The 22202-nt window shown below is 64.1% G+C and carries 30 protein-coding genes; 13 read left to right on the forward strand and 17 right to left on the reverse strand.

Annotated elements, in window-relative coordinates:
• Window positions 1-150 precede the first annotated feature (150 nt).
• Window positions 151-1503: a carbohydrate porin gene (locus WDM24_RS19725; protein ID WP_338832156.1), complete on the forward strand. Its 1353-nt coding sequence runs from the start codon at window positions 151-153 to the stop codon at window positions 1501-1503.
• 73 nt (window positions 1504-1576) lie between these two features.
• Here WDM24_RS19725 and WDM24_RS19730 read toward each other — a convergent pair whose 3' ends face one another.
• The 6 genes from WDM24_RS19730 to WDM24_RS19755 form a co-directional block, all read right to left on the reverse strand.
• A complete protein-coding gene (locus WDM24_RS19730; protein ID WP_338832157.1) occupies window positions 1577-2089 on the reverse strand; it encodes a GNAT family N-acetyltransferase in 513 nt (170 codons plus the stop codon).
• 84 nt (window positions 2090-2173) lie between these two features.
• Entirely contained in the window at window positions 2174-2506 is a 333-nt protein-coding gene (locus tag WDM24_RS19735) for a tautomerase family protein (RefSeq protein WP_338832158.1), read from the reverse strand.
• Window positions 2507-2633: 127 nt separating this feature from the next.
• Window positions 2634-3671, reverse strand: coding sequence for an aspartate-semialdehyde dehydrogenase (locus WDM24_RS19740; protein ID WP_338832159.1), 1038 nt, complete (start codon window positions 3669-3671; stop codon window positions 2634-2636).
• Between the two features lie 267 nt (window positions 3672-3938).
• Window positions 3939-4541: a PepSY domain-containing protein gene (locus WDM24_RS19745; protein ID WP_338700949.1), complete on the reverse strand. Its 603-nt coding sequence runs from the start codon at window positions 4539-4541 to the stop codon at window positions 3939-3941.
• A 303-nt stretch (window positions 4542-4844) separates the two neighbouring features.
• Window positions 4845-5618 carry a TetR/AcrR family transcriptional regulator gene (locus WDM24_RS19750; RefSeq protein WP_338832161.1) on the reverse strand — a complete coding sequence of 258 codons (774 nt, stop codon included), beginning with the start codon at window positions 5616-5618 and terminating at the stop codon, window positions 4845-4847.
• A gap of 95 nt (window positions 5619-5713) precedes the next feature.
• Window positions 5714-6892 carry a patatin-like phospholipase family protein gene (locus WDM24_RS19755; protein ID WP_338832162.1) on the reverse strand — a complete coding sequence of 393 codons (1179 nt, stop codon included), beginning with the start codon at window positions 6890-6892 and terminating at the stop codon, window positions 5714-5716.
• Window positions 6893-7098: 206 nt separating this feature from the next.
• On the opposite strand from WDM24_RS19755, the gene tgt reads away from it, so the two are divergent.
• A complete protein-coding gene (gene tgt, locus WDM24_RS19760) occupies window positions 7099-8232 on the forward strand; it encodes a tRNA guanosine(34) transglycosylase Tgt (RefSeq protein ID WP_166295723.1) in 1134 nt (377 codons plus the stop codon).
• A 9-nt stretch (window positions 8233-8241) separates the two neighbouring features.
• On the opposite strand, the gene WDM24_RS19765 is transcribed toward tgt, so the two are convergent.
• Entirely contained in the window at window positions 8242-8457 is a 216-nt protein-coding gene (locus WDM24_RS19765; protein ID WP_029082628.1) for a hypothetical protein, read from the reverse strand.
• A 226-nt stretch (window positions 8458-8683) separates the two neighbouring features.
• On the opposite strand from WDM24_RS19765, the gene cysK reads away from it, so the two are divergent.
• Together cysK and WDM24_RS19775 are read left to right on the forward strand one after the other, a co-directional pair.
• Window positions 8684-9658 carry a cysteine synthase A gene (gene cysK, locus WDM24_RS19770; RefSeq protein ID WP_166295720.1) on the forward strand — a complete coding sequence of 325 codons (975 nt, stop codon included), beginning with the start codon at window positions 8684-8686 and terminating at the stop codon, window positions 9656-9658.
• Window positions 9659-9676: 18 nt separating this feature from the next.
• Window positions 9677-9916 carry a BrnA antitoxin family protein gene (locus WDM24_RS19775; protein ID WP_338832163.1) on the forward strand — a complete coding sequence of 80 codons (240 nt, stop codon included), beginning with the start codon at window positions 9677-9679 and terminating at the stop codon, window positions 9914-9916.
• A gap of 79 nt (window positions 9917-9995) precedes the next feature.
• On the opposite strand, the gene WDM24_RS19780 is transcribed toward WDM24_RS19775, so the two are convergent.
• On the reverse strand, window positions 9996-10871 hold the full coding sequence (locus WDM24_RS19780) for a DMT family transporter (RefSeq protein WP_166295718.1): 876 nt from the start codon (window positions 10869-10871) through the stop codon (window positions 9996-9998).
• Window positions 10872-11097: 226 nt separating this feature from the next.
• On the opposite strand from WDM24_RS19780, the gene WDM24_RS19785 reads away from it, so the two are divergent.
• The gene (locus WDM24_RS19785) at window positions 11098-11496 is read left to right on the forward strand and encodes a RidA family protein (RefSeq protein ID WP_338832164.1); all 399 of its coding nucleotides are present in this window, start codon (window positions 11098-11100) and stop codon (window positions 11494-11496) included.
• 194 nt (window positions 11497-11690) lie between these two features.
• Here the strand turns inward: WDM24_RS19785 and WDM24_RS19790 are convergent, their stop codons facing one another.
• The 6 genes from WDM24_RS19790 to WDM24_RS19815 form a co-directional block, all read right to left on the reverse strand.
• Complete coding sequence (locus tag WDM24_RS19790; protein ID WP_414645764.1) at window positions 11691-12068, reverse strand: hypothetical protein; 378 nt, start codon at window positions 12066-12068, stop codon at window positions 11691-11693.
• Window positions 12069-12189: 121 nt separating this feature from the next.
• Complete coding sequence (locus WDM24_RS19795) at window positions 12190-12549, reverse strand: hypothetical protein (protein WP_084518554.1); 360 nt, start codon at window positions 12547-12549, stop codon at window positions 12190-12192.
• A gap of 192 nt (window positions 12550-12741) precedes the next feature.
• Entirely contained in the window at window positions 12742-13341 is a 600-nt protein-coding gene (locus tag WDM24_RS19800; RefSeq protein WP_029082622.1) for a formyltransferase family protein, read from the reverse strand.
• A gap of 119 nt (window positions 13342-13460) precedes the next feature.
• A complete protein-coding gene (locus WDM24_RS19805; protein WP_166295706.1) occupies window positions 13461-14750 on the reverse strand; it encodes a hemolysin family protein in 1290 nt (429 codons plus the stop codon).
• 210 nt (window positions 14751-14960) lie between these two features.
• The gene (locus tag WDM24_RS19810) at window positions 14961-15230 is read right to left on the reverse strand and encodes a hypothetical protein (protein WP_338832165.1); all 270 of its coding nucleotides are present in this window, start codon (window positions 15228-15230) and stop codon (window positions 14961-14963) included.
• A 127-nt stretch (window positions 15231-15357) separates the two neighbouring features.
• On the reverse strand, window positions 15358-15561 hold the full coding sequence (locus WDM24_RS19815) for a hypothetical protein (protein WP_338832166.1): 204 nt from the start codon (window positions 15559-15561) through the stop codon (window positions 15358-15360).
• Between the two features lie 1330 nt (window positions 15562-16891).
• Here WDM24_RS19815 and WDM24_RS19820 point away from each other — a divergent pair.
• The gene (locus WDM24_RS19820; protein ID WP_338832167.1) at window positions 16892-17743 is read left to right on the forward strand and encodes a 3-hydroxybutyryl-CoA dehydrogenase; all 852 of its coding nucleotides are present in this window, start codon (window positions 16892-16894) and stop codon (window positions 17741-17743) included.
• 234 nt (window positions 17744-17977) lie between these two features.
• Here the strand turns inward: WDM24_RS19820 and WDM24_RS19825 are convergent, their stop codons facing one another.
• Window positions 17978-18178, reverse strand: coding sequence for a hypothetical protein (locus tag WDM24_RS19825; protein ID WP_166295698.1), 201 nt, complete (start codon window positions 18176-18178; stop codon window positions 17978-17980).
• Between the two features lie 148 nt (window positions 18179-18326).
• On the opposite strand from WDM24_RS19825, the gene WDM24_RS19830 reads away from it, so the two are divergent.
• The 3 genes from WDM24_RS19830 (at window position 18327) to WDM24_RS19840 (ending at window position 19356) form a co-directional block, all read left to right on the forward strand.
• Window positions 18327-18587 carry a DUF3551 domain-containing protein gene (locus tag WDM24_RS19830; RefSeq protein WP_338832168.1) on the forward strand — a complete coding sequence of 87 codons (261 nt, stop codon included), beginning with the start codon at window positions 18327-18329 and terminating at the stop codon, window positions 18585-18587.
• A 94-nt stretch (window positions 18588-18681) separates the two neighbouring features.
• The gene (locus tag WDM24_RS19835; protein ID WP_338700967.1) at window positions 18682-18846 is read left to right on the forward strand and encodes a hypothetical protein; all 165 of its coding nucleotides are present in this window, start codon (window positions 18682-18684) and stop codon (window positions 18844-18846) included.
• A 129-nt stretch (window positions 18847-18975) separates the two neighbouring features.
• Window positions 18976-19356 (forward strand): hypothetical protein, encoded by a 381-nt coding sequence (locus WDM24_RS19840; protein WP_338832169.1) that lies wholly within the window; start codon window positions 18976-18978, stop codon window positions 19354-19356.
• 37 nt (window positions 19357-19393) lie between these two features.
• Here WDM24_RS19840 and WDM24_RS19845 read toward each other — a convergent pair whose 3' ends face one another.
• On the reverse strand, window positions 19394-19621 hold the full coding sequence (locus tag WDM24_RS19845) for a hypothetical protein (RefSeq protein WP_166295692.1): 228 nt from the start codon (window positions 19619-19621) through the stop codon (window positions 19394-19396).
• A gap of 277 nt (window positions 19622-19898) precedes the next feature.
• On the opposite strand from WDM24_RS19845, the gene WDM24_RS19850 reads away from it, so the two are divergent.
• Window positions 19899-20093 carry a hypothetical protein gene (locus WDM24_RS19850; protein ID WP_029082614.1) on the forward strand — a complete coding sequence of 65 codons (195 nt, stop codon included), beginning with the start codon at window positions 19899-19901 and terminating at the stop codon, window positions 20091-20093.
• Window positions 20094-20165: 72 nt separating this feature from the next.
• On the opposite strand, the gene WDM24_RS19855 is transcribed toward WDM24_RS19850, so the two are convergent.
• Window positions 20166-20309, reverse strand: coding sequence for a hypothetical protein (locus WDM24_RS19855; RefSeq protein WP_338832170.1), 144 nt, complete (start codon window positions 20307-20309; stop codon window positions 20166-20168).
• Between the two features lie 310 nt (window positions 20310-20619).
• Between WDM24_RS19855 and WDM24_RS19860 the strand changes: the two genes are divergently transcribed.
• The 3 genes from WDM24_RS19860 to WDM24_RS19870 are packed head-to-tail and all read left to right on the forward strand — an operon-like array spanning window position 20620 to window position 22172.
• Entirely contained in the window at window positions 20620-21468 is an 849-nt protein-coding gene (locus WDM24_RS19860) for a hypothetical protein (protein ID WP_338832171.1), read from the forward strand.
• A gap of 34 nt (window positions 21469-21502) precedes the next feature.
• On the forward strand, window positions 21503-21724 hold the full coding sequence (locus tag WDM24_RS19865) for a hypothetical protein (RefSeq protein WP_338701340.1): 222 nt from the start codon (window positions 21503-21505) through the stop codon (window positions 21722-21724).
• Between the two features lie 7 nt (window positions 21725-21731).
• Window positions 21732-22172 carry a hypothetical protein gene (locus WDM24_RS19870; protein ID WP_414645765.1) on the forward strand — a complete coding sequence of 147 codons (441 nt, stop codon included), beginning with the start codon at window positions 21732-21734 and terminating at the stop codon, window positions 22170-22172.
• Window positions 22173-22202 lie beyond the last annotated feature (30 nt).

Below are 22202 nucleotides of genomic sequence, written 5' to 3' on the forward strand. Positions count from 1 at the left end.
CTAACGCAGTGTTGAGGGGTTTTAGTGCGCGCGCAATTGCTATCTAAAATTGAAAAATAATAACGCTACAACAAGCGCGTTCCGGACTTAAGGGCTTTGGGCGGGGACGCGACAGGAATCAGACAAGGCCCGGGACGGTGGGAGGATAGAATGTTTCGTGGGCCTGTGAGCGTCGCACGCGCGTGCGGCGTCGGGATTGCTTTGTCATCGTTGTTGAGTGGCGGCGCACACGCGGCCGATCTCCTGACGAAAGCTCCGCCGCTGCCTTACGTTGATCCCGCCGATGATTTCTGGACACGGCCGTATTTGTTCGGGGATCTCGGCAGGACGAAGCTGAAGGAGCAGGGCATCTCGCTGGCCCTGACGCTGGGCGACGAGGCCGTGACCAACATATCGGGCGGCAACAAGAACACGGGGGCCAACGCCGGGCAGCTGTTCTTCCAGGCCAAGTTCGATATGGCGAAGCTGGCCGGCATCCAGGGCGGCCTGGTCGGCCTCACGCTGGTCGACCGCTTCGGCCGCAATCTGAATGACGAGGCTGGCATTCCGGCCTTGCAGCTGACCAACGAAGTGTTCGGCCGCGGCAACATCCTGCGCCTGACCGAACTGTACTACTCGCAGAAGCTCTTCGATGATCGCCTCGAACTCAAGGGCGGCCGTCTTCCGGTCGGCTCCGATTTCTTCTTCGGCCTGTGCGAGTTCATCAACCTGACCTTCTGCGGCGGGCAGCCCGGCAACATCCAGGGTGGCTACATCTATAACTGGCCGGTGAGCCAATGGGCCGGTGTGGTCCACTACAACTTTGCCAAGGAATTCCAGCTGTCCGTCGGCGTTTACGACGCCAACCCGAACTATCTGACGACGTCGGATTCCGCGACCTACTTCCTGCCTGGTGTCCCCGGCTCGAGCCCCGCCTCTGGCGTGCTGGTGCCGGTCGAACTGGTCTGGGCGCCGAGCGGTCCGTTGAACGGGACCTGGCGGTTCGGCGGCTGGTATGACAGCGCATCGACGATCGATGGCGGCCTCCCGGGCATCATCGTGATCTCGCCGGGCACCGGCGGTGTCCCCGACCAGAATCTCGGCGATCAGCGCGGCCGCTACGGCGTCTATGAATCGATCCTGCAGCGGTTGACCGTTGAGGGTCCGAAGGCGCAGGGCTGGTACACGTTCCTCAATACGACCGTCGCCGATCACAGGACGTCGTACCAGGACTACCAGATCGCCTGGGGCTTCAGGCACACCGGAACGTTCGCCTCGCGTCCCGAGGACGAAGTCGGCTTCGCGGTGGGCACGACCCATGTGAACTCGGCGGCGCTCACCCTGAATGCCGGCGGCAACGAAGTGCCGATCGAAGCCTGGTACGGCTGGCAGGCGACCGGCTGGATGAACCTCAAATTCGACGCCCAGTATGTCATCCATCCCGGCGGACGCGGATACAACGCCGCCGGCGTGAAGACCGACAACGCCTGGGTTCTTGGTCTGCGCACCCTGGTCCACTTCTGATCCGGTGGCGGTCTGCCGGCATACCCGAGCGAGGCGAGCGATGCATAGCGCCTTCGTGCGCGCGATTGAGGGCTTACGTGCGAGGCTCGAGCCTCGCACAGAGATAGCGGACCGCTTTTGCGCCGCCGTCGATGGTGGTCCGGCCGACTTCCTCGAAGCCAAGCGAATGATGGAGTGCGTCTGATATCGGATTCGGTGGCTGGACGTTGACCTCGCACACGACACGGCGATGACCGCGATGTGCGGCCTGCCGGAAGACCTCGCGGTAGAGCTTGCGCGCCAGTCCGTGCCGCCGCCACGCCGCCCCAACGACGATTCGATCGACGTAGAGGAATTGCTCCATCCGGCCGCGGAACCAGCCGAAGTGAGCGCCGTCGTAGTTGTCGCCGTGCTCAAACGCCAACAGCATCGCGGCGGCCGGCGGAATGAACAGCGCGATCGTTGCGGCATCGATCAATTGTCCGAACCTCGCAGCCGTGAGCAGGGACGTTTCACTGGCACTGGCGTTGTTCAGTCGCAACAACTCCTCGCGCCCGGAATGAGCGTGCAGGTCTCTGATCTCGAGCTGTTCGGATGAGGAATGCATGTCGGGAAGGATTCCGTCGGCAAGCCATCGGAGTGGGTTACGGCTGCGCTCGACCCGCGCTGCGATGCGACTGGGGCATGGCTGTCAGACGTCAACCTTGAACCCGAGGTCAATTTCGGACGCAGGCAAGCCTCCGCGCAAACCCCAATTGTCGGGTGGAACTTCGATCAGAACGGTCTTGATCTCATTCGCGGGTACTCCGAGGGCGGAGAGGTTCGCCACCACGGCGCTGTAGAGGGCTTTCTTGGCTTCCAGCGATCGTCCGGAAAACAGGAAAATCTCGATGCGTGTATAGCGCTCCGATCGGCCCGTTGGAACGATCCGGGCGGCGTCATCATGGAGGTCGAGCACGACATCGCGGTCGTAGTCAGGGATTTTCAGCGCGGCGAGCAGGGCGTCCTGGACGGCTCCGATCACCTAGGCCTCGATGCCGCGGGCCCAAATGCCGGTCGTGATCCGAGTGCTTGGCATGATACGTCCTGCTCTTGCTTGTCGGGTTGAGGGTGGGCATCGCGCTGGCGCCTTGCCCACCCTCCATTATCGCTCACGCCATCGCGCGTTCGGGCAAGAGCTCGGCGATCTGCACCGCGTTCAGCGCGGCGCCCTTGAGCAGCTGATCGGCCGCGACGAACATCGAGATCGAGTGGCCGGAAGGATCGCTCAGATCCTTGCGGATGCGGCCGACCAGCACGTCGTCCTGACCGGAGGCGTCGATCGGCATCGGGAAGTAGTTCTTGGCGCGATCGTCGACGATTTTGACGCCCGGCGCCTGCGCCATGATTGCGCGGACCTGGTCCTCGGTGATCGGCTTCTCGCATTCGAAGGTGATCGCCTCGCAATGCGCGCGCAGCACCGGCACCCGCACGCAGGTCACGCCGATCGCGATCTTGTCGTCCTCGAAGATCTTGCGGGTCTCCTTGATGACCTTGGTCTCTTCGTCGTTGTAGCCGGTCTCGGGGTCAACAGCCGTGTTGTGGTTGAACAGGTTGAAGGCGTAGGGGTGCGGCATCACCTTAGGCGTGTAGACCTGTCCGTTGAGACTGGCGCGGGTCGATTCGACGAGCTCTTCCATTGCAGCAGCACCGGCGCCGCTCGCGGCCTGATAGGTCGAGATGATCACGCGCTTCATGCGGTTCTTCTGGTGGATCGGCCATAGCGGCACCAGCGCGGTGATGGCGGCGCAGTTCGGGTTGGCGATGATGCCCTTGTGGTCGCGGATGCGGTTGGCATTGATCTCGGGGATCACCAACGGCACGTTCGGATCCATCCGGAACGCCGAGGAATTGTCGACCACGACCGCACCGGACTTCACTGCCAGCGGCGCGAACTTCTTCGAGATGCCGCTGCCGGCCGAGAACAGCGCGATGTCGACACCCTCGAAGGCGCGCTCGGTCAGCTCCTCGATCACGACCGGCTTGCCGCGGAACGCGACGGTCTTGCCGGCCGAGCGGGCGCTCGCCAGCGCCTTCAGCTTGCCGACGCGGAAGCCGCGCTTGTCCATGGTGGCGATGAATTCGGCGCCGACTGCGCCGGTGACGCCGACAATCGCGACGACGGGATCGTTACTCACTTTGTCCTCCATTCGGGGTTTGAGCGTGATCTTGTCGGAAAACCGGTTTCCACTTTTCCGGATCAGGCTGTGCTGCAGACAACAAAAAGCCCCGGACCTTCATCAGGCGGGGCTTCGGGTAGAGATGATGCGGTTCGACCGACTACGCGCGCACGCCTCCCGAGGCCCCGGAGGGCTTGGTGGTTTTGGTGGTGCGTTTGGTCGCGGTGATCATGGTTCGGACTTATGCGGCAGAGATCGGCGTCCGTCAACGGCTTTTGGGCGAAAATCTGGCAGGCCTCACCGTCGCCGTGCGCCGGGCGGCTCAAGGATCACCTCTTTCAGATCGCTGCCGGCGAGCACCACGATCACGAAATTCAGCTTGCCGCGCTCGCGCATCAGGCCGCCGCTGATCGCCTTTCCCGAGGTCGAGCGTTCGGCGACGCGCACCGCATCCGACAGACGGTGCCGGAGCGCCTTGAGCACGACGAGGTTGCCGCGGTCCTCAGCGCCCAGCGACGTCAGCGGCGAGGCGGCCTCGCCACCCACCACTTCACCGGTCGCAGCGTCGATGGCGTGGTGCCAGATGCGATCCTGCTGCATGGTCTTTACTCGGTAGACCGCGGGAAGCGATGCGCCGTCAAAGCTGATGTCGGCGGTGATCGCACCGGAGTGCAGCGCTTCCGCAATCGCCATCGCCTTGCGCAACGAGATCTGGGCGGCCTGGAAGCTGTCGAGCTCGCGGCGAACCGCATGCACGTCGAGCGCGTTGTCATTGTCACGCGGGGTGAGGGCCGCGGCAGCCGAACTCGTGATCGCATGGGCCGGCGCCGCGAAGGGCAGGGCCAGCAGCGCGGTTGCAAGCAGCCGCGTTCCCAATGCCAAATACCTCAATGCGCGCAATCGTCCTGTCCTCATCGTCGAACCTGTATCGAACTTTGCGCGTTGCCCGCGCTTGCAGCGGCCGGGCGGGCCGAGAAAGGTGCGGCCGACCCCGGTTAGTCAGAGGTCGGCCGCCGAACGTTCAGACAGAGCGATGGCGGCAGCCCCGTCGTGACGGTCGAAGTTACAAGTCGGCGCCAAAACCCTTGGGGGGCTGATCCGGATTCTGCGCCTCGTTGCAACTAAACAATACGGTTTCGTTCTGTTTCGTTCAAGGCTCATCACGGCAACGTGTAAGACGATGCAACGATCCTATAAAAACTGTCAGCGGGCCGGCCGGCGGCGCCCCTTTGCTACCTCTTTGGCCGCCTCCTTGGTGGCCTCGCGCAGCCGATCCTGCGGCCCGACGGCGCCGGCGAGGAACAGCCGGATCGAGACCTCCATCCGCGTCTCGGCGGTCTTCATGTCGATCGGGATCCCGAAGGTCGCCATCCGATGGGTGTGGCCGACCACCATGTTGAGGAAGGTCTCGGCCGCGATCGTGGTGTCCTCGAGATCGAGGGCGCCCTTGTCGACCAGGTGGTCGAAGAAATCCGCCGTCGTGGACACGGCCTTCGACCAGCCCTCGTCGACGGCAAGCTTGGCGACCTCGGGGAAGTTGATCGCCTGCGCGGTCAGGATCCGGCTGAAGGCGATGGAGTCCGCGCTGCAATTCAGCACCAGCAGCTGGCGCCCGAGATCGATCAGCCGCTCCTCGACCAAACCATCGCAATTGCCGTCGCCCTGCATTTCGGCCGCAGCAGCTGCGAGCGGAGCGAGCCAGCGGGCAATTTCGCGCCGGAGCACCGCGGCGAACAGGCCGCGCTTGTCGCCATACTGTCCATAGACGGTGGGCTTGCTGACGCGGGCGGCCTCGGCCACCGCATCGATCGACGTCGCATCAAAGCCACGCTCGAGGAACAGGCGGGTGGCAACCTCGATCAGCCGCTGGTCGCGCTCGATCGCGGCATCCCGGGTCGGCCGGCCGCCGCGTGACTTGATCACGCCGCGTTTGGCCGGCTGTTTGGCGCCCTTGGCCTTGGTTGCGGTCAATCCCATTGCCCATTCATCTCGTTGTGCGTCGGACGGGTCTGTCCGGTCTATAACCCGCGCGGTACGGATTCGTCCATTCGGTGGTACCGGAGGCGGGCCGCTCATGGCGGCGTCGCGGTCCAGGCGTACCCCGCGGCGGCCTTCTCGTATCCGTACTGATACAGCGCGCGCATATAGGCCGTATCGAAGCCTTGCGTCTCCGGCGCCGGATAATCGCGCTCGATATAGGACAAATGGAAGCCGAGGCGGTTGCGCTGGGCGAAATCATAGGTCGAGAGGATCACGGAGCGGGTTTGCGCCTGTGTGATCGCCGAAATGCTGCGGGAGGCGACGTCGATCGTGGAGTTCGACACCAGCTCGAAGTTTCCCTCGAGCTTCTTGTTGACCAGGATGTAGATGTTCATCCGGCTATTGGCCGGCCAGCTGCGCTCCCGGAACAGGAGTGCGTCCGGCAGCGTCAGCACCGGTGCCGTCACGCCGCCATCGACATGCATCTCCTGGAAGCGTTTTCCCTGGCCCTCGGCATCGATCATGATCGGCGGAAACACCAGCGGGATGCTGGCGGAGGCGGCCATCACGTCACGAAACAGCTGCAGCGCCTCGGGCGTTCCCACAGTGGCGATCCGCCCCATGTCCCAGATCACCGTGCGCTGGGTGTCGAGATCGGTGGTGACGATCAGGAGCTTTCGGCCCTTGGCGTCTTCGCGCGCCACCTCGCTCAGGATGTCCTGGCCGACATAACGCGCCACCAGCTCGCGCAGCCGCTTGTTGCCGAACAGGCCGGAGCCGAACAGCACCCGCATCAGGCTCGGGTCCTGCAGCAGGCTTTCCGCGATGCCTGACGTGTACACCTCCTTCAGCGTGTCATCGTAGCGCGGGCCAAGGAACGCAAAGGGCGCAATGAGTCCGCCGGTGCTGACGCCGGAGACGACCGAGAAGGCCGGGCGATTGCCGGAAGCGGTCCAGCCGTTGAGGACACCCACGCCGTAGGCGCCGTCGGCCCCGCCGCCGGAGAGGGCGAGATAGGTCTTGATCGGGGCGACGTCGCTCTTGTCGAGCCGGAACTTGGACGCCGGCTCGTCGGCGTAGCGGCGCAGCCCGTCGAGATCGAGCACCCGTGAATTGACGGCGTCGGCCGCCGTGTAGGGCGTCCGCGGCAGCGAGCTGCAGGCCGCCAGCGCGAAGGCGAGGCCGCACAGCAGAGCGGCATGCCGGATCGCGCCGGCAGCCGTCGTGCGAGGGCTGATGCCCCGAGGCCGGGCGCTAGGGTGTGAAAACATCTCTGCCAGTCACGTCTCTGCGTGGATTGGGCACGGCGGGAAGCCCGTTGCCTCATTATCGACATAAAACGATACGGTTTCGTTTTGTTTAACGTGGTGGCTGGCCCGAAGCAAGCGTCGATCCGGGTGCCGGCGTTCACGAAGTCGGGCGAGAGGCGTTATCCGACGGGTTGATCGGGCGTCAGTGACACGCAATAAGCAGCCGCATGAATCTTCCCAATCAGTTCGAGCTATTGGCAACCGACGGCGCTGCCCGCACCGGGCGCCTGACCACGCCGCATGGCCTGGTGCGGACGCCCGCGTTCATGCCGGTCGGCACGGCCGGCGCGATGAAGGGCATGCATTGGCGCGAGGTGCGCGATGCCGGCGCCGATATCGTGCTCGGCAACACCTATCATCTGATGCTGCGGCCGGGTGCCGAGCGGATCGCCGGGCTTGGCGGCCTGCAGCGCTTCACCGGCTGGGGCGGTCCGATGCTGACGGACTCCGGCGGCTTCCAGGTCATGTCGCTCTCGGAGCTGCGCAAGGTGACCGAGAAGGCCGTGACCTTCCGCTCGCATATCGATGGCGCCAAGGTCGAGCTGTCGCCGGAGCGCTCGATCGAGGTGCAGCTTCTGCTCGGCTCCGACATCGCGATGCAGATGGACGAATGCGTGCGGCTGCCCGCCGAGCGCGCCGACATCGAGCGGGCGATGCAGCTGTCGCTGCGCTGGGCCGAACGCTCCAAGCGCGCATTCGAGGCGGCGCCTGACGGCTACATGCTGTTCGGCATCGTGCAGGGCGGCGATGTCCCTGATCTCAGGCACGCCAGCGCGCGCGGGCTCACCGATATCGGCTTTCACGGCTATGCGATCGGCGGGCTGGCGGTCGGCGAGCCGCAGGCGGTGATGTTGTCGATGATCGAGGAGACCGCGCCGGCACTGTCGGCCGATCGGCCGCGTTATCTGATGGGCGTCGGCACGCCGGAGGACATTCTCGAGGCGGTGGCGCGCGGCGTCGACATGTTCGACTGTGTGATGCCGACACGGAACGGGCGCCACGGCATGGCGTTCACCCGCTTCGGCCAGATCAACCTGCGCAATGCCCGGCACGTCGACGATCCGCGCCCGCTCGATGAAGAGAGCCCGTGGCCGGCGGCACGCAGCTATTCGCGCGCCTATCTGCACCATCTGGTGCGTGCGGGCGAAACGCTTGGGGCAATGCTGCTGTCCGAAATCAACGTCGCCTATTACCAGGAGCTGATGCAGGGCATCCGTGACGCGGTCACAAACGGCACATTTGAGACGTTCAGAACGAAAACGCGCGCCGGTTGGGCGCGCGGGGACATCGCTCCGAGGTGAGCTGTGTGATCAGTTGCACACGATCGGTTTGACCGTGTGCTTGGTGACGAACCCGTAACCACAGGTGTCGCAGGTCCAGAGATAGCTGATCAAATTGTCTTGGAGGTACGCGGACGCTTCTGCCGCGATCATGGAGTCCGCACACACCGGACAGGTCGGCAAATCGCTGCCGCGCGGATCGGGCCTGGACGCTGCGGTCGACAGAACTTCAGCGAGAGCTGGCATGTGACCTCCTTTGCGTTCTGAGCTGCACCTGACGAAAGTATATAGACGCACTTGTTTGACCTTGTCGCAACACAAATGCGTAGGTTTTACGTTATTTGCGCAGGTTCTCATTTTTGCGATGCAACGAATTTGTGCCTCGGCGGTTTCTCACTTGCGCGTCATGATGCGCTGCTTCTAATGAGAGAAGACCGCATATTCCAGCATATCCCGCAACAGGAGCCGCCTGATGGACGCGCCGTCGACAACGAGTGCAGTGCAACCCGGACGCGGCCGCGTCTTCGACTCCATCGTCGATGCGATCGGCTCGACCCCGATCGTACGCCTGCGCAGATTGCCGCAGGCGGGTGGCGTCCACGCGACGATCCTCGCCAAGCTGGAATACTTCAATCCGGCGGCCAGCGTGAAGGACCGCATCGGCGCGGCGATGATCGTGGCGATGGAGAAGGCGGGCATCATCAACGCCGACACCGTGCTGATCGAGCCGACCTCAGGCAATACCGGCATTGCGCTCGCCTATGTCGCCGCGTCGCGCGGCTATCGGCTGAAGCTCGTGATGCCGGAATCGATGTCGATCGAGCGGCGGCGCATGCTGGCCTTCCTCGGCGCCGAGATCGTGCTGACGCCGGCCGCGCAGGGCATGAAGGGCTCGATCGCTGCCGCGGAAGAACTGGTGCGCACGACGCCCAACGCGGTGATGCCGCAACAATTCAAGAACCTCGCCAATCCTGAAATCCATCGCCGCACCACCGCCGAGGAGATCTGGAATGATACCGGCGGCGACATCGACTATTTCGTCGCTGGCGTTGGCACCGGCGGCACCATCACCGGGGTCGGGCAGGTGCTGAAGCCCCGCAAGCCGTCCTTGCGGATCGTCGCAGTGGAGCCGGAGGAGAGCCCGGTGCTGTCGGGCGGCCAGCACACGCCGCACAAGATTCAGGGCATCGGCGCGGGTTTCATCCCTGACATCCTCGATCGCTCGGTGATCGACGAGATCGTCAAGATCAACAGCGCGACCGCGATCGAGACCTCGCGCGCGCTGGCGCGCAACGAAGGAATCCCCGGCGGCATTTCCTCGGGGGCCGCGATCGCGGCCGCCTTGCAGATCGGCAAGCGGCCGGAGGCTGCGGGCAAGACTATCCTGGCGATTGTGCCGTCGTTCTCGGAGCGCTATCTCTCGACGGCGTTGTTTGAAGGAATTTGAGACACAGGAATCCAGGATATGGCCGATCAGCCGAGGCGACCGCGAACCCTGAACGATGCCCGCAGCGAGGCCGAGGCGGCGTTCAAGCGCGCCACCACCAAGGCCGCGGACGCGGTGCCAAAGACTGTCGCCGTCCCCGGCGTCCGCGAGCAGGTCACGCTGCGGATCGATCAGGACGTGCTGCAATATTTCCAGGAGGGCGGTCCCGGCTGGCAGGACCGCATCAACGCGGCGCTGCGCAAGGCCGCCGGGAAGTAGCGCACTTCCAAAACAAGCAAGCCCGGGATGATCCCCGGACTTGTTGCTATGCGGCGGCCTGCGCGGCGGGCCGCGAGTGTCACCGTGCGCGCGCAAGCGCCGCTGCGCCCGGCTTCAGGTTCAGGAGGTTGCCGGCCAGGATCATGGCCGCGCCGAGCACCGTGTAGGCATCGAGCTGCTCGGCGTAGATCAGCCAGCCGACGATTGCCGTCAGCGGCACGCGGATGAAATCCATCGGGATCACCACGGTTGCGTCCGCGTGGAGCAGGGCGCGCGCCATGCAGTAATGCGAGAACGTGCCGCAGAACGCGATCGCAGCGAGCCAGCCCCAGGTCGAGAGCGGCGGCCAGGTCCAGACATAGAGCGCGGGCCCGATGCTCGCGAGCGATTGCACCACCAGCATCCAGAACAGGATCGTCAGCGTCTGTTCGGTCCGCGTCAGCGACTTGACCACCGCGACCGAGATCCCGAAGCCGACGGCCGCGGCGAGCGCGATCAGCTGGCCCGGATTGATCGCGCCGGTCGCCGGTCGCACGATGACGAACACGCCGACCAGGCCAAGCACGATCGCGACGATCTTCCAGGACGTCATCCGTTCGCCGAGAAAGCTTGCCGCCAGGATCGCGGTCCAGATCGGCATCGTGAACTCGATCGCGACCACCTGGCCGATCGGGATCAGTGTCAGCGCATAGAACCAGCCGAGCTGCGCGCAGAAATGAACCAGGTTGCGCGCGATGTGGACGTGCACGCGTGCGGTCTTCACGATCGCGAACCCGCCGTTCATGTGGATCAGCGGATAGAGCATCACGAAGCCGAGCACGCCGCGAACCGCCATCAGCTGGAACACGTTGACCTCGCGCGTCGCCTCGCGGCCGGCCACCGCCACGATCAGCATGAGCGCGAGCCAACCGGACATCCACAGCGCTGCGCGGGTTTTTGAGGGGGTGCGATCCATGACGGGAAACGAGGTGAGGGTACCCGGTATCGGCGAGCCGATACGAATTTGCAACGTGCAATTCTGCTGGCGTGGTGATGCGTCGACCACGTGATCTCTGCTAAGCAGCATCGACCATGCTGTCATTCCGGGGCGCACGTGAAACGGGCGAACCCGGAATCTCGAGATTCCGGGTCTGGCTCTACGAGCCATCCCGGAATGACAATCACATCAGGAGGTTCTGCTCATGCGTGTCTTGCAACCGGCCGAATGGTCGAAACCCCGCGGCTTCTCGCACGGTGTCGCGTTCGACGCTCCGGGCAAATGGATCGTGCTGGCGGGGCAGACCGGCGGCGACGAAAAGGGCGACTACGTTCCCGACATGGCAGCCCAGGTCGGCACGGCGCTCAAGCGCATCGTCAAGCTGTTGAGCGAAGCCGGCGCCGGTCCCGAGCACATCGTCCGCCTGACCTGGTACTTGACCAGCCGCAGCGAATACGAGGCCGCGGGCGCCGGCATCGGCGCGGCGTGGAAGGAGACGCTCGGGCGCAATTTCCCGCCGTCCACGCTGCTCTATATCGACGGGCTGGTCGATCAGCGCGCCAAGGTCGAGATCGAGGTCACGGCGTTCGTGCCGGCCGCATAGAGCGTTTTCGAGCGAAGTGGACGCCGGTTCGCGTGAAGAAAACGCGTCAAAAAAAGAATCTAGAGCTTCGGTTCTGATCCAATCAGAACCGAAGCTCTAGCAACGCCGAGACGCGTGCGACGTCATTGTTGCGCGGCCAGCAAAAAGCCCTCGGGGATGACCCGAGGGCTTTATCTCGTCGGCGGAGCGATCGATTACTTCGACAGCGTGATGTTGGCGCCGCGGAACTGGCTGTCGGCCCGGATGGTGACGGACTGCTTGTTGCCGGAGGTGCGCATCGAGATGTCGGCGTTGAAGCCGGGAGCGCTGGCAACGACCTGGAAGTTGCCGCCGCCGCCGCGACCTCGCAGGTCGCCGCTGACATTGCGGCTGGTCTCGCTCCACGAGCCTCTGACGGCGCTGCCTTCAGCCTGCACGTCGGCAGCCAGGTTGAACTTGTAGGCGTCGCTGGCGCAGGTCAGGCTCATGGTCATGTTCGGGCCGCCGACACGATAGGTCGCGCGGCAGCGAATCCGCTCGCTGGAGCCGTCGTCGAGCGTGACCGAGCCGCCGCCCGACCAGGTGCCAGCCATGCCGGCGAACGGGCTGGACTGCGCATGGCCTGCGGTGCTGGCCAATGCAGTCACGAAAAACGCGGCGGCTGCAAATGCTGGCCGCCGCGCGCTGGCGAAGAAACTTGATAGGCTGGTGATCTTACTGACGGGACGCTTCCCATCGGCCGCTGCACGGTACGCCAGCTGATGCCCCATTCCACTTCCCCGATCCGGAGTTGCCACTGAGTTGTCCGTTCGCATATGCACCATTGATCGAGACTCGCACAAGTCCCCCGCTGCCCACGGTGCCGGAGATCGCCGCACCCTGCGCCGAGATCTTTCCTTCGACGACATTCACCGTCGAACTGGACGACGGCTCGCAGCTACCGGTCTTCGTGACGACTGTGACGCTCCAGAGGCCGTCATAGGGCTGCTGCGCGGACACGGGAGCAGCGGTGAGGGCAGCAGCCGAAGCGACCGAAGTGACCAAAATCAGGTCGCGAATGCGGATCGAACGCATGAATCAAATCCCTGTAATTTCGTGTGATGACGCGGCTTATCCTGTCACAATGTGTTCAAAATTTGCTGCGTCGCGGAAGCCCCAGAATGTTCCTGTGAACTCAAACACATCATGGTGAATCTGGTTCCGGATCAGGAACGAGAAATATGCCTACGCGACTCACGAAATGAGGTATTTAGGTACCTTATTTCCTTAGTGCTTGGTACCGCTTAGGTTTGGCGCCTTGGTTGCAAACTGCTCATCCTGCGGCTTGGCCGGCAGCGAGCCGTTGACCTTGCCGTAGTCGATGACCTCGGCGAGCAGACGCAGACCGAGCGGCGCCAGCGCGCGCTCCCACAGTTCGCGGGCGGTCTCGCCTTTCTTGACGAACACCCAGTCCTGCGCCGCGATTGCGCCCGCGTCCATGCGGTCGGCGAGGTGATAGATGCTGCCGCCGGCGATCGGATCGCCTTCCTTGATGGTCCACTCCACCGCCGCGATGCCGCGGTGGCGGGGCAGCAGCGATGGGTGGTACCCGACACCGCCAAGCTTGGCCACGGCAAGCGCCTCCTTGCTGACGCGGGCGTGGCTGTGGGCGGTCACGATCAGATCGGTGCCCGGGGCGATCTCGGCGGCTGTGACCAGCTTGGGGTCGGCCTGAACGACGACCTCGATGCCGGCCGCCCTGGCCGCTGCCGCCAGCCGGTCCTCGCCGTCATGGACGACCACCCTGACGAGCGTGACGTGATGCTCGCGCAGCATGTTCAGGGTCGTCACGCCGAAATGGCGGGAACCGACAAGGGTAATGCGCATGGGATGAATTCCGTGGGGGTTATTCTGGGTCTATTCGGGCTGCCGCTATGCCGATAGCACACCGCGGCGGCCTGTTTTGCTGTCCTGCCCGTTATCAACAAGCCGGCCGGGTGGCAATCTCAGGCCGCCGGCTGCTTGCTCACCAGAACCTTGTCGATGCGCCGGCCGTCGAGGTCGACGATCTCGAATTCCCAGCCCTGCGCCGTGGTTTTGGCGCCGACATCGGGGATGGCGCCGAATTCATGCAGCAGGAAGCCGGCCGCGGTCTGGTAGGGGCGCGGAGAGGGCAGCGCGATGCCGAGCAGTTCGCTGAATTCGAGCGCGGGCATCCAGCCCGAGATCAGATAGGAGCCGTCGTCGCGCCTGACATAAGCGGGCTCGGCCGGACCTTCCTCGGTATGGAAGGCGCCGACGATGGCCTCAAGGATATCGGCGCTGGTGACGACGCCCTGGAAGGTGCCGTATTCGTCATGCACGAGGCCGATATGCACCGCGGAGTCGCGCAGGATCGCGACCACGTCGCGGGCGTCCACCGTTTCCGGGATGATCGGCGCATCGCGCGTCAGCGCGCGGATGTCGGGCGCCTGGCCGGCGAGGTAGACGTCGAGCACGTCCTTGGCCTGCACGATGCCGAGCGCATGATCGCGGTTGCCGTCGAACACCACGCAGCGCGAGTGGCTGCTCTTCTGCAGCGTTGCGAGGATCTCGGGCGCGGGAGCGGCGAGGTCGATCAGGCTGACCTCGTGGCGCGGCGTCATCACGGCGCCGACCGGCAGATCGCCGAGCCGCATCACGCCGGCGATCATCTCCTTTTCGCCGGGCTCGAGCACGCCGGCGTTCTCGGCTTCCACCACCAGCGTCTTGATTTCGTCCTCGCTGACGCGGTCCTGCGCATCCTCGCGATGGCCGAGCAGCCAGAGCAACGCCTTGCCGGAGCGGTCGAGCAGCCACACCACCGGCAGCGACAGTTTTGCCATCACCGTCATCGCCGGCGCAGCCTTGACCGCGATCGACTCCGGATCGCGCAGCGCGATCTGTTTCGGCACCAGTTCGCCGACGATCAGCGAGGCATAGGTGATCACGCCGACGACGATGCCGACACCGGCGGCGTCGGCGACGTTTGCCGGCAGTCCGAGCTCGAACAGCCATTGCGAGAGGCGCTGGCCGAGGGTTGCGCCCGAGAAGGCGCCCGACAGCACGCCGATCAGCGTGATGCCGATCTGCACGGTGGAGAGGAATTTTCCGGGATTGGAGGCCAGCGCAAGCGCACGGCGCGAACCGCTGACGCCGCGTTCGACCAGCGCCGCCAGGCGCGCCGGACGGGAGGAGACGATGGCGAGTTCCGACATCGACAACAGACCGTTGACGACGATCAAGACCGCCACGATCGCGAGTTCCAGATATAACACGGGAGTCCCTGAGCTTGGGCGGCGTCGGCCGCTGCACGACGCCCTATATAGGCATACCGGCGCGGCTTTGCTGTGCCCTGTCGGACGTCCCTGCACAAGCAGAGCGTGCGTATGGCGCGCATGCAGCAGGAGATCGCGGCAATTTGGCGCGCGGGCTGTCGTGGCGATCGGAGGCGCGGTTCGTGGATGCCCGCATCACGGTATCAAGCTCTACGCGAGTATCCGCAGCTCCGGTTTGGCGAACTTTCTGGCAGGCGATGCAGGCTGTCTCGGCGCCCGTTCGACAGCCTGCAGCTGCGTGCGCAAATCGACACTGCACTGCTTCATCTGGTTGCGCAATTCGCGGCGGGAGAAGGCGGTGAGCGAGGGGTCCGCAAGCTGCTGCCAGGCCTTGCGCAGCCATTCCTGCAGCTCGCGAATATTCCGATCCAGAATCTTCTGATCCAAAATCTTCTGATCCAAGACGTCGGGCTGGGTCATGCCGCCAAATCCCACGAAGTGATCAGTTGCAAAGTAACGCTGATTCGCGCCGTTTCGCCTAACGGTATGTTGCGCGGGTGAGCTTGGGGCGGCGAGATCTGCACGAGCAGGCGTGCCGATATCCGCGTCAGCTGGTGTTGCCGGATCCTGCGCGCAGGAAATCCACCACGATCGGCAGCGCGAGGACGAGCGCTGCCAGCACCGAGAGATGACGCGTCTGCGCGGTGGAGAGGCCGAGATCGTATTGAGCAAGATAGGCAAGCATGATCGCTGCGTAGGCAGCAACGCAGACGGCCACAACGATACTCACGAAATCGGTCTTGCTCTGCATGGCGACACCGCGTTGTTGCCGACGCGGTGTAGCGCGGCTCAGCCTTGGCCAACTATGAGCCGGTTCACGGGCGCGGCGCCCGCCGTGCCAACGAGCTCCGCGGATCGCTGCGGTCAACCGCCGGCAACGTTGCTCACGCGTACCGCAACAGGGAGTCCGCGCCGTCGCGCGGGCGATCGAGAATTCTGGCGCGCTGTGGCGACCTGGCCTGCTGCCAGCAGGCTTAGCGAGGAGCGTTGCCTTGAGCGTTGCCTTGGCTTCCGCGCGGAAGCTTGACCGGGATGTGGGGCGACGTGCTCACCACACGCGGGCTTCCGTCGGAATGGGTCTGGCCGTTAAGCAACGTCTCGAGCAACAGAATGAATTTCTCGGCAAGCATGGGCGTAGCCCTCGTCGTCCAATTCCTGTAAGTCGCGGCTTCCTCTCGAAAATTCGATCAACAAAATGCGAGCCGCAGCCGACTTGGCAATGCTGCGCCGCGAGCCCGTCCATGTGCAATCCGGGAGACTACCGGCGTCCGCCGGCTCAGGTCGCGCGCTGTTGAGGCGAGAAGGCGGGTCTAGATCCCTCGCAGCCAGCAGCCGCGGGGCCATGAGCCAAACCCTCGAAGCGCCAAAGCGTCGTCAGCGATACCGTGCCACAGCGCTCGCAGCGAAGCGGTGTGTCGCCATGCAAATATCGTCCGCGCCGGAACAGTTGAGGCGACGCGATTTCCTTGCAACTCGGGCAAGCCAGCGCCAGCTTGCTCGTCTTCCAGCGTCGAAATAATCGAAACACCGTACCCTCAGCGTTTCCGAGACGTCCGATGGGGGCAATTTAGCAATCGACACCCCTGCGTGGAAAGGTGCTGAACGTCACAGCTGCGGGTTTTGTAGCATCCGGCCCACGGGGCCTTTGCCGAGAATCGGGACGGAATGGTTGCCAAATTCCTACCGGCGGGCCACCCAGCGCGTGATCTCATCACACCGTTCCTTCAAGGATGTACGCTAGCGATAGCGACCATGGATCGGCAGCAAGATATTGATGAGGGTATCGTACCGGCGCTGCGCCGCAGCTACGGGCGGGTGGCCTGGTGGATCGTGCGACTCAATCGCGTATTCGAGCCGTCGCGCGCCGCCGAGCCGTCACGGACCGAGGTGCCGTCGCGCACGGCCGTCCCGCCACGGCGACCGGTCCCGCCGCGCCCGGAATAGTCATCACCAGAATACCGGTACCCCCTGTATCGGCCGCTCGACCGGACTGCTATGCATGCGCCACCCGCGGACTTTCGGTCCGCCGTTTTTGACGATGCAGCCGCGCGGCGGCGCAAGCGATGGGAAGGACTGACACAATGATCGAGACGGTTGGCATCATCGGCGCCGGAACCATGGGCAACGGCATCGCGCAGATCTGCGCGGCGGCGGGGCTTGCTGTCACCATGGTGGATATCTCCGACGCGGCGGTGCAGCGCGGCCTGAAGACGGTCGGGACCAGCCTCGATCGCCTGGTCGCCAAGGAGAAGATGACGGCGGCCGATCGCGACGCGACGCTCGGGCGCATCAACGCGACCACCGACAAGTCGAAGCTTCCCGCCTGCGACCTCGTGATCGAAGCGGCGACCGAGAACGAGGAGCTGAAGATCAAGATCCTGAAGGATCTCTGCGCCGGGCTGAAGCCGAGCGCGCTGGTTGCGACCAACACCTCGTCGATCTCGATCACCCGCCTGGCGGCCTCCACCGATCGTCCTGATCGCTTCATCGGGATGCACTTCTTCAATCCGGTCCCGGTGATGGCGCTGCTCGAATTGATCCGAGGCTTGCAGACCTCCGACGACACCGTCGCCAAGGCCGAAGCCTTCGCCAAGCGCGTCGGCAAGGTCGCGATCACGGCGAAGAACAGCCCGGGCTTTGCGGTCAACCGCATCCTGTGCCCGATGATCAACGAGGCGATCTTCGCGCTGCAGGAAGGCATTGCGACGGCCGAGGAGATCGATGCCGGGATGAAGCTCGGCTGCAACCATCCGATCGGCCCGCTCGCGCTTGCCGACCTGATCGGGCTCGACACCATGCTGTCGGTGATGGAGGTGTTCTACACCGGCTTCAACGACCCCAAGTACCGGCCGGCGCCGCTGCTGAAGGAGATGGTCGATGCAGGCCATCTCGGCCGCAAGACCGGGCAGGGGTTCTATAGCTACAGCAAGTAAGGTCGCGCCGCGCGGCCAACACCGTAGTCATCCGGGATGGATCGCGCCTGTGACCTGACGTACACGCAGACCTCTGATCCGCCACGTGAGGCGGGGGACATCAGACACGAGGCCCGGGCTCCTAGGCACACCGGGCCTCGTGTTTTTTGTGGGGTCCTGAACTCAGTTCGCGGAGGCGACCGGCGTGATGCGGGTTTCTTCGGGATCGGCGCCGAGCAGGTCGACGAGATACTTCTAGTCGTCCGGCATCTTTTCCTCGAGCGTGGCGGGCGTGTAGGGCTCGTGCCCGGAATCCTTGCTGGCAAGGAAGACGCTCGCGGTCACCGCGAAGAACTCCAGCTGGTTCTTCAACGCGTAGGCCTCCTTGGCGAACAACTCCTCTGACTTGGCCTGGCCGAGGAAGCTCTTAGGCTTGTTCTCATGGCCATCCGGCATCAGCCGGCCTGTTCATGCTGAAAAGGGCCTTGAACCTTCCTTACAACTCTCGCTCACAGCTTCTTGAGGCGGCGACCGGAAACCTCGCACATCTCGCCGGCGTACCTACATCAGTAGCTGGGTGCCGATTGAGGAAGGAAGCAGGATCATGCGCAGGACGAATTGGGCAATTCTGGCGTTTGCGGCGCTCGGAACGAGCTGGATTGTCGGCTCCGCATCGCCGGCGGTCGCCGATTCCTATGATTATCCCTGGTGCATCCAGGGCAAGCAGGAGGGGTATCCCGGCTATTGCGGGTACCAGACCTACCAGCAGTGCCAGGCGTCCGCGTCAGGCCGCGATGCCTATTGCGGCATCAATCCCCGCGTTGCGTTCAGCCAGCAGCGGATAACGCCGCGGGCGATCCGCTGAGCGGCCGTCGGCCATGCGACCATCAGGCACGATGATTGCATTGCCAATAGTCAGACAGTTACCCCCTTGGAGGGCAGACCCTCTTGGAGAGCAAATGGGCGAGATCATCAGGTTTATCTCGAAGTCTGAACGGGAGCGCGCGCGTCTGATCCGCGAGGCCCGGGCGAACTACGAGCGCATCTTTCCATCGGCCGGTTCGACCGATGTGGAAGGCGCGGCGGTCGAGGGCGACGCAGGCGGGGCCTCGTCGAAATCGTAGCGTGCCGGTCTTGCACCCGAGTCTTGCACCCGAGAGACGGCTGACGCCGCAATGTGGAAACGAATCTGGCAAACTTGGACGATTGACAGGCCGGCCGCGTTTGGCGATTGGCTCTGGCAGGTTCTGGTCGTGGAACTTGCTGCCTTGCTCGACCGGCTGACGCTGCGCAAGCTGATTGCGCTGATCCCGGTCGTCATCTTGATCGGCGCCTATTGGCATCGGATTCCGCTTCCTCCCGAGTTGATGCTGGTTGGCGATGTGCTGGCCTATATCGACATTTTCTCGATGATCTTCCTGATCGGCTTCTTCACGCGCGCGGCGACCGTGCTGGCCGTGGTCCGCCAGGCGATCGATTCTATCAACTGGATGCTGCGGCGTGTGCCGACGGCGCTGCGCAGGCTCGATATCCGTCACCGTCGCGCAAGCGACACCGGCCGTCGCAAGCGGTCCACGCGCGCGAACACCGACGAGGAGGACGCCGCTGTCATACCCGGTCTTGCCTGGGCCTAATCCGGGGCGATGTGCGGTGAAGGCCGCAAGTGCTCCGCTAGCGCGGCTGCCCGGCCTGCTCATCGCCGTCGTCGGCCGGCAGCCGGGCCGGGCTGCGCGCGGAGGCGCCGTTCTGGCTACGCCGGTGCGAACTGGAGAGATCGGTCGCGCCCTGCCGGGATCGATGAAATGCGAGACCCATCTGGAAGCTCCAGACACCGAACAGCACGGCACCTGCCACACAGGCGGCCACGAAGGCCCAATCGCGCTTCTTCATCTGCTTCAACAACGCCAAATCAATGCCGCGCCGGCCGCGGCTCGCTCCAGCGAAATCTCTCGCAACGATGCCTGCAAAGCAAGACTCCGGCAGTCTGAAACGATCGAACGCGCTTGCCGATCCGCGCAGCTCACTCCCGCGCCGGTCACGGAGCGGTGATTATCAAATCATGCATCCAGAAACACTCGGACCAGCTAGTCCGGCCCCCGCAACAATCTTGCCAAACTTTCACTAGGTCGCGGGCGCAGTGAGTTCGACAATGCGGAACCTAATCGGACGAATCGCAATGACCGAACTTGAGGAGCTTCGATACTTCGAGCATCAGTGCCTGGAGATGGCGAAGCAATCCACGCTGCCGGACGCGCGTCGCGCGCTCCAGATCCTGGCGCGCAACTACGCCACCGCGGCCGAGGTCCTCGAACGGCGCGCACAATCTGCCAACACCGCGCTCGCGCAATTGTTTCGATGCCTGAGGCTGTGACGAGGGGAGGCACCGGCATGGCCCGAGGGCCGTGCGGATGATCCTGGTGTCGGGGCGACAGTCGTTGCGGTCCTACTTCCGCGCGGTCGCATAGAGATCAGTTCCAAACAGCCGGCCTTCGGTCTGAATTCGCCAGTCGCGCGGAATGAGGCCGACAATCGGATGATCCGGCACATTGGTGCGACGGATCGTGTGCTCCTTGAATGCGCTCAACATGCGCGAGAATGCGGTCTTTGAGGCAAGCTACCGCGACCGCGGCTTCGTGATCCGCGGTCATGACTGGGGCGACTAGCAAGTCCTGAGCACATCTTACGGTAACACAAAGAGGGCCCCGCTTCGGCGGGGCCCTCTTTGTGGGCCGCAAGGCACGTGCCCGCTCATACAGCTAGGAACTTTGGCTTCTCGGCCAGATTGTCCGGTCGGAATTGAGCGGAGGAGGCTTGCATGAACCAGTTGATTTATCTGGTCGGACTGATCGTGGTCATTCTTGCGGTATTGTCGTTCTTTGGATTGCGGTAGACGCATCATGGACACTGATCGAAGCGTTGCTGACGTCGTCGACAATAAGGGCGGCTTGCGGCTGCAATGGAGTCCGGTTTTCGCGGGCGCGCTCGCCGCTTCGGCCTTGTCGCTGATCCTGATCAGCTTCGGCGCAGCAGTCGGACTGGGCGTGAGTTCGAGCTCGCCGTCGTGGCGCGATGCATCGGCCGCGCTCGCGCTGCTATCCGGGCTGTTCCTGATTCTTCAGGCCCTGGTGAGCTTTGGCTTAGCCGGCTACATCGCCGGTCGCACGCAACGTGTGATCGGTTTGACGCCGGCCGACGTGATCGAAAGCAACGACGGACTTCATGGGCTGACCACCTGGGCGCTCGCCGTTGTCCTGGGCGGGACAATCATTGCGCTGGTTGGCTTGTCGACCGCTCGCCCGGTGCTCCAGAGCCGGCCTGCTGCGACGGCTGGGGAGCAGTTGCTGAGCGCCGAGCTCGATCGCCTGTATCGGTCGGTGCGGCGTCCGGCCAATCTCGACATCGGTTATGAGCGGGCCGAGGCGGGCCGCATCCTGCTGACTAACTCCGGCCACAGCGGCGTTAGCAGCGAAGATCGCAGCTATCTTGTCCAGCAGGTCGCGGCCGCGACAGGTTTGCCTGCTGCCGAGGCCGAGAAGCGCGTCGACAGTGTCATCGGTGATGCCAAAACCGCCATTCAGCGATCGCGGCGTGGCTCGGTGATCCTCGCATTTTCGGCGGCGGCGGCGCTGTTGTTCGGCGCGGTCGCAGCCTGGGCCGCAGCCTGTGCAGGCGGCCGGCATCGCGACGGCGCGACGCTGCCAGAGTGGATGGGCGGCAGGCCAACGACCCCTGTGCCGGTGGTCTGATGCAAGGGCGAATGTGCTACGATGGGAGACGATGATGGCAACGATCTTGGTCATGGACCACACCGGTGACACAAGGCAATCTTTCGATCCCGAGGACGGCGAACAACTGGCCTGGGCGAATGCACGCTTCGCCGAGCTGACATCGGACGGCTACACCGCCGCAGTGCGAAGATCTTCCGGCGAAGCGGCGCTCGTCCGCGCGCTCGATCCAACCGCCGAGGAAACATTGTTCTATCCCAGGCTGGTGGGCGGCTGACGCCATGATGGCCCGTCTGCGCGCCGTGTCTCTGCCGTCCGCGCTTCAGCACGCCGCCGGCACGCTGCGTGCGACGCTGGTCGCGATCCGGGAGCGCTGGCAGGCTTATGAACGAAAGGAGGCGCGCGGGCTGGCGCTGATGTCCGCATGGCTCTCGCCGGAGCAGCGATCGCAATTTGAAAAGCACAACCGCTTCGACGTCATCGGCTCGGAGTCCGGCAAGCGTTATCGGATTTGCTACGGCACGTCGACCAATGTCTATGAGATGGACGGCCGCGACCGCGTTGTCCTCGGCTGGTGCTTCCGGCCTGTCGGTTCGCTGGTGGCGGGCGACGTGATGCTTGCCCAGAAGATCGCATTGGAAACCGATGAGCGCGCGACGCTCATGGTGGCGCGGCCATTCCCGAGTTCCTCTCCGCCACGCGCGACGCTCCCTCAAGCCCGGTAAGCCCTAGGTCCGCTCGCCGGCCACACGCTA

Source organism: Bradyrhizobium sp. 27S5 (assembly GCF_037217225.1).
Taxonomy (GTDB): domain Bacteria; phylum Pseudomonadota; class Alphaproteobacteria; order Rhizobiales; family Xanthobacteraceae; genus Bradyrhizobium; species Bradyrhizobium septentrionale.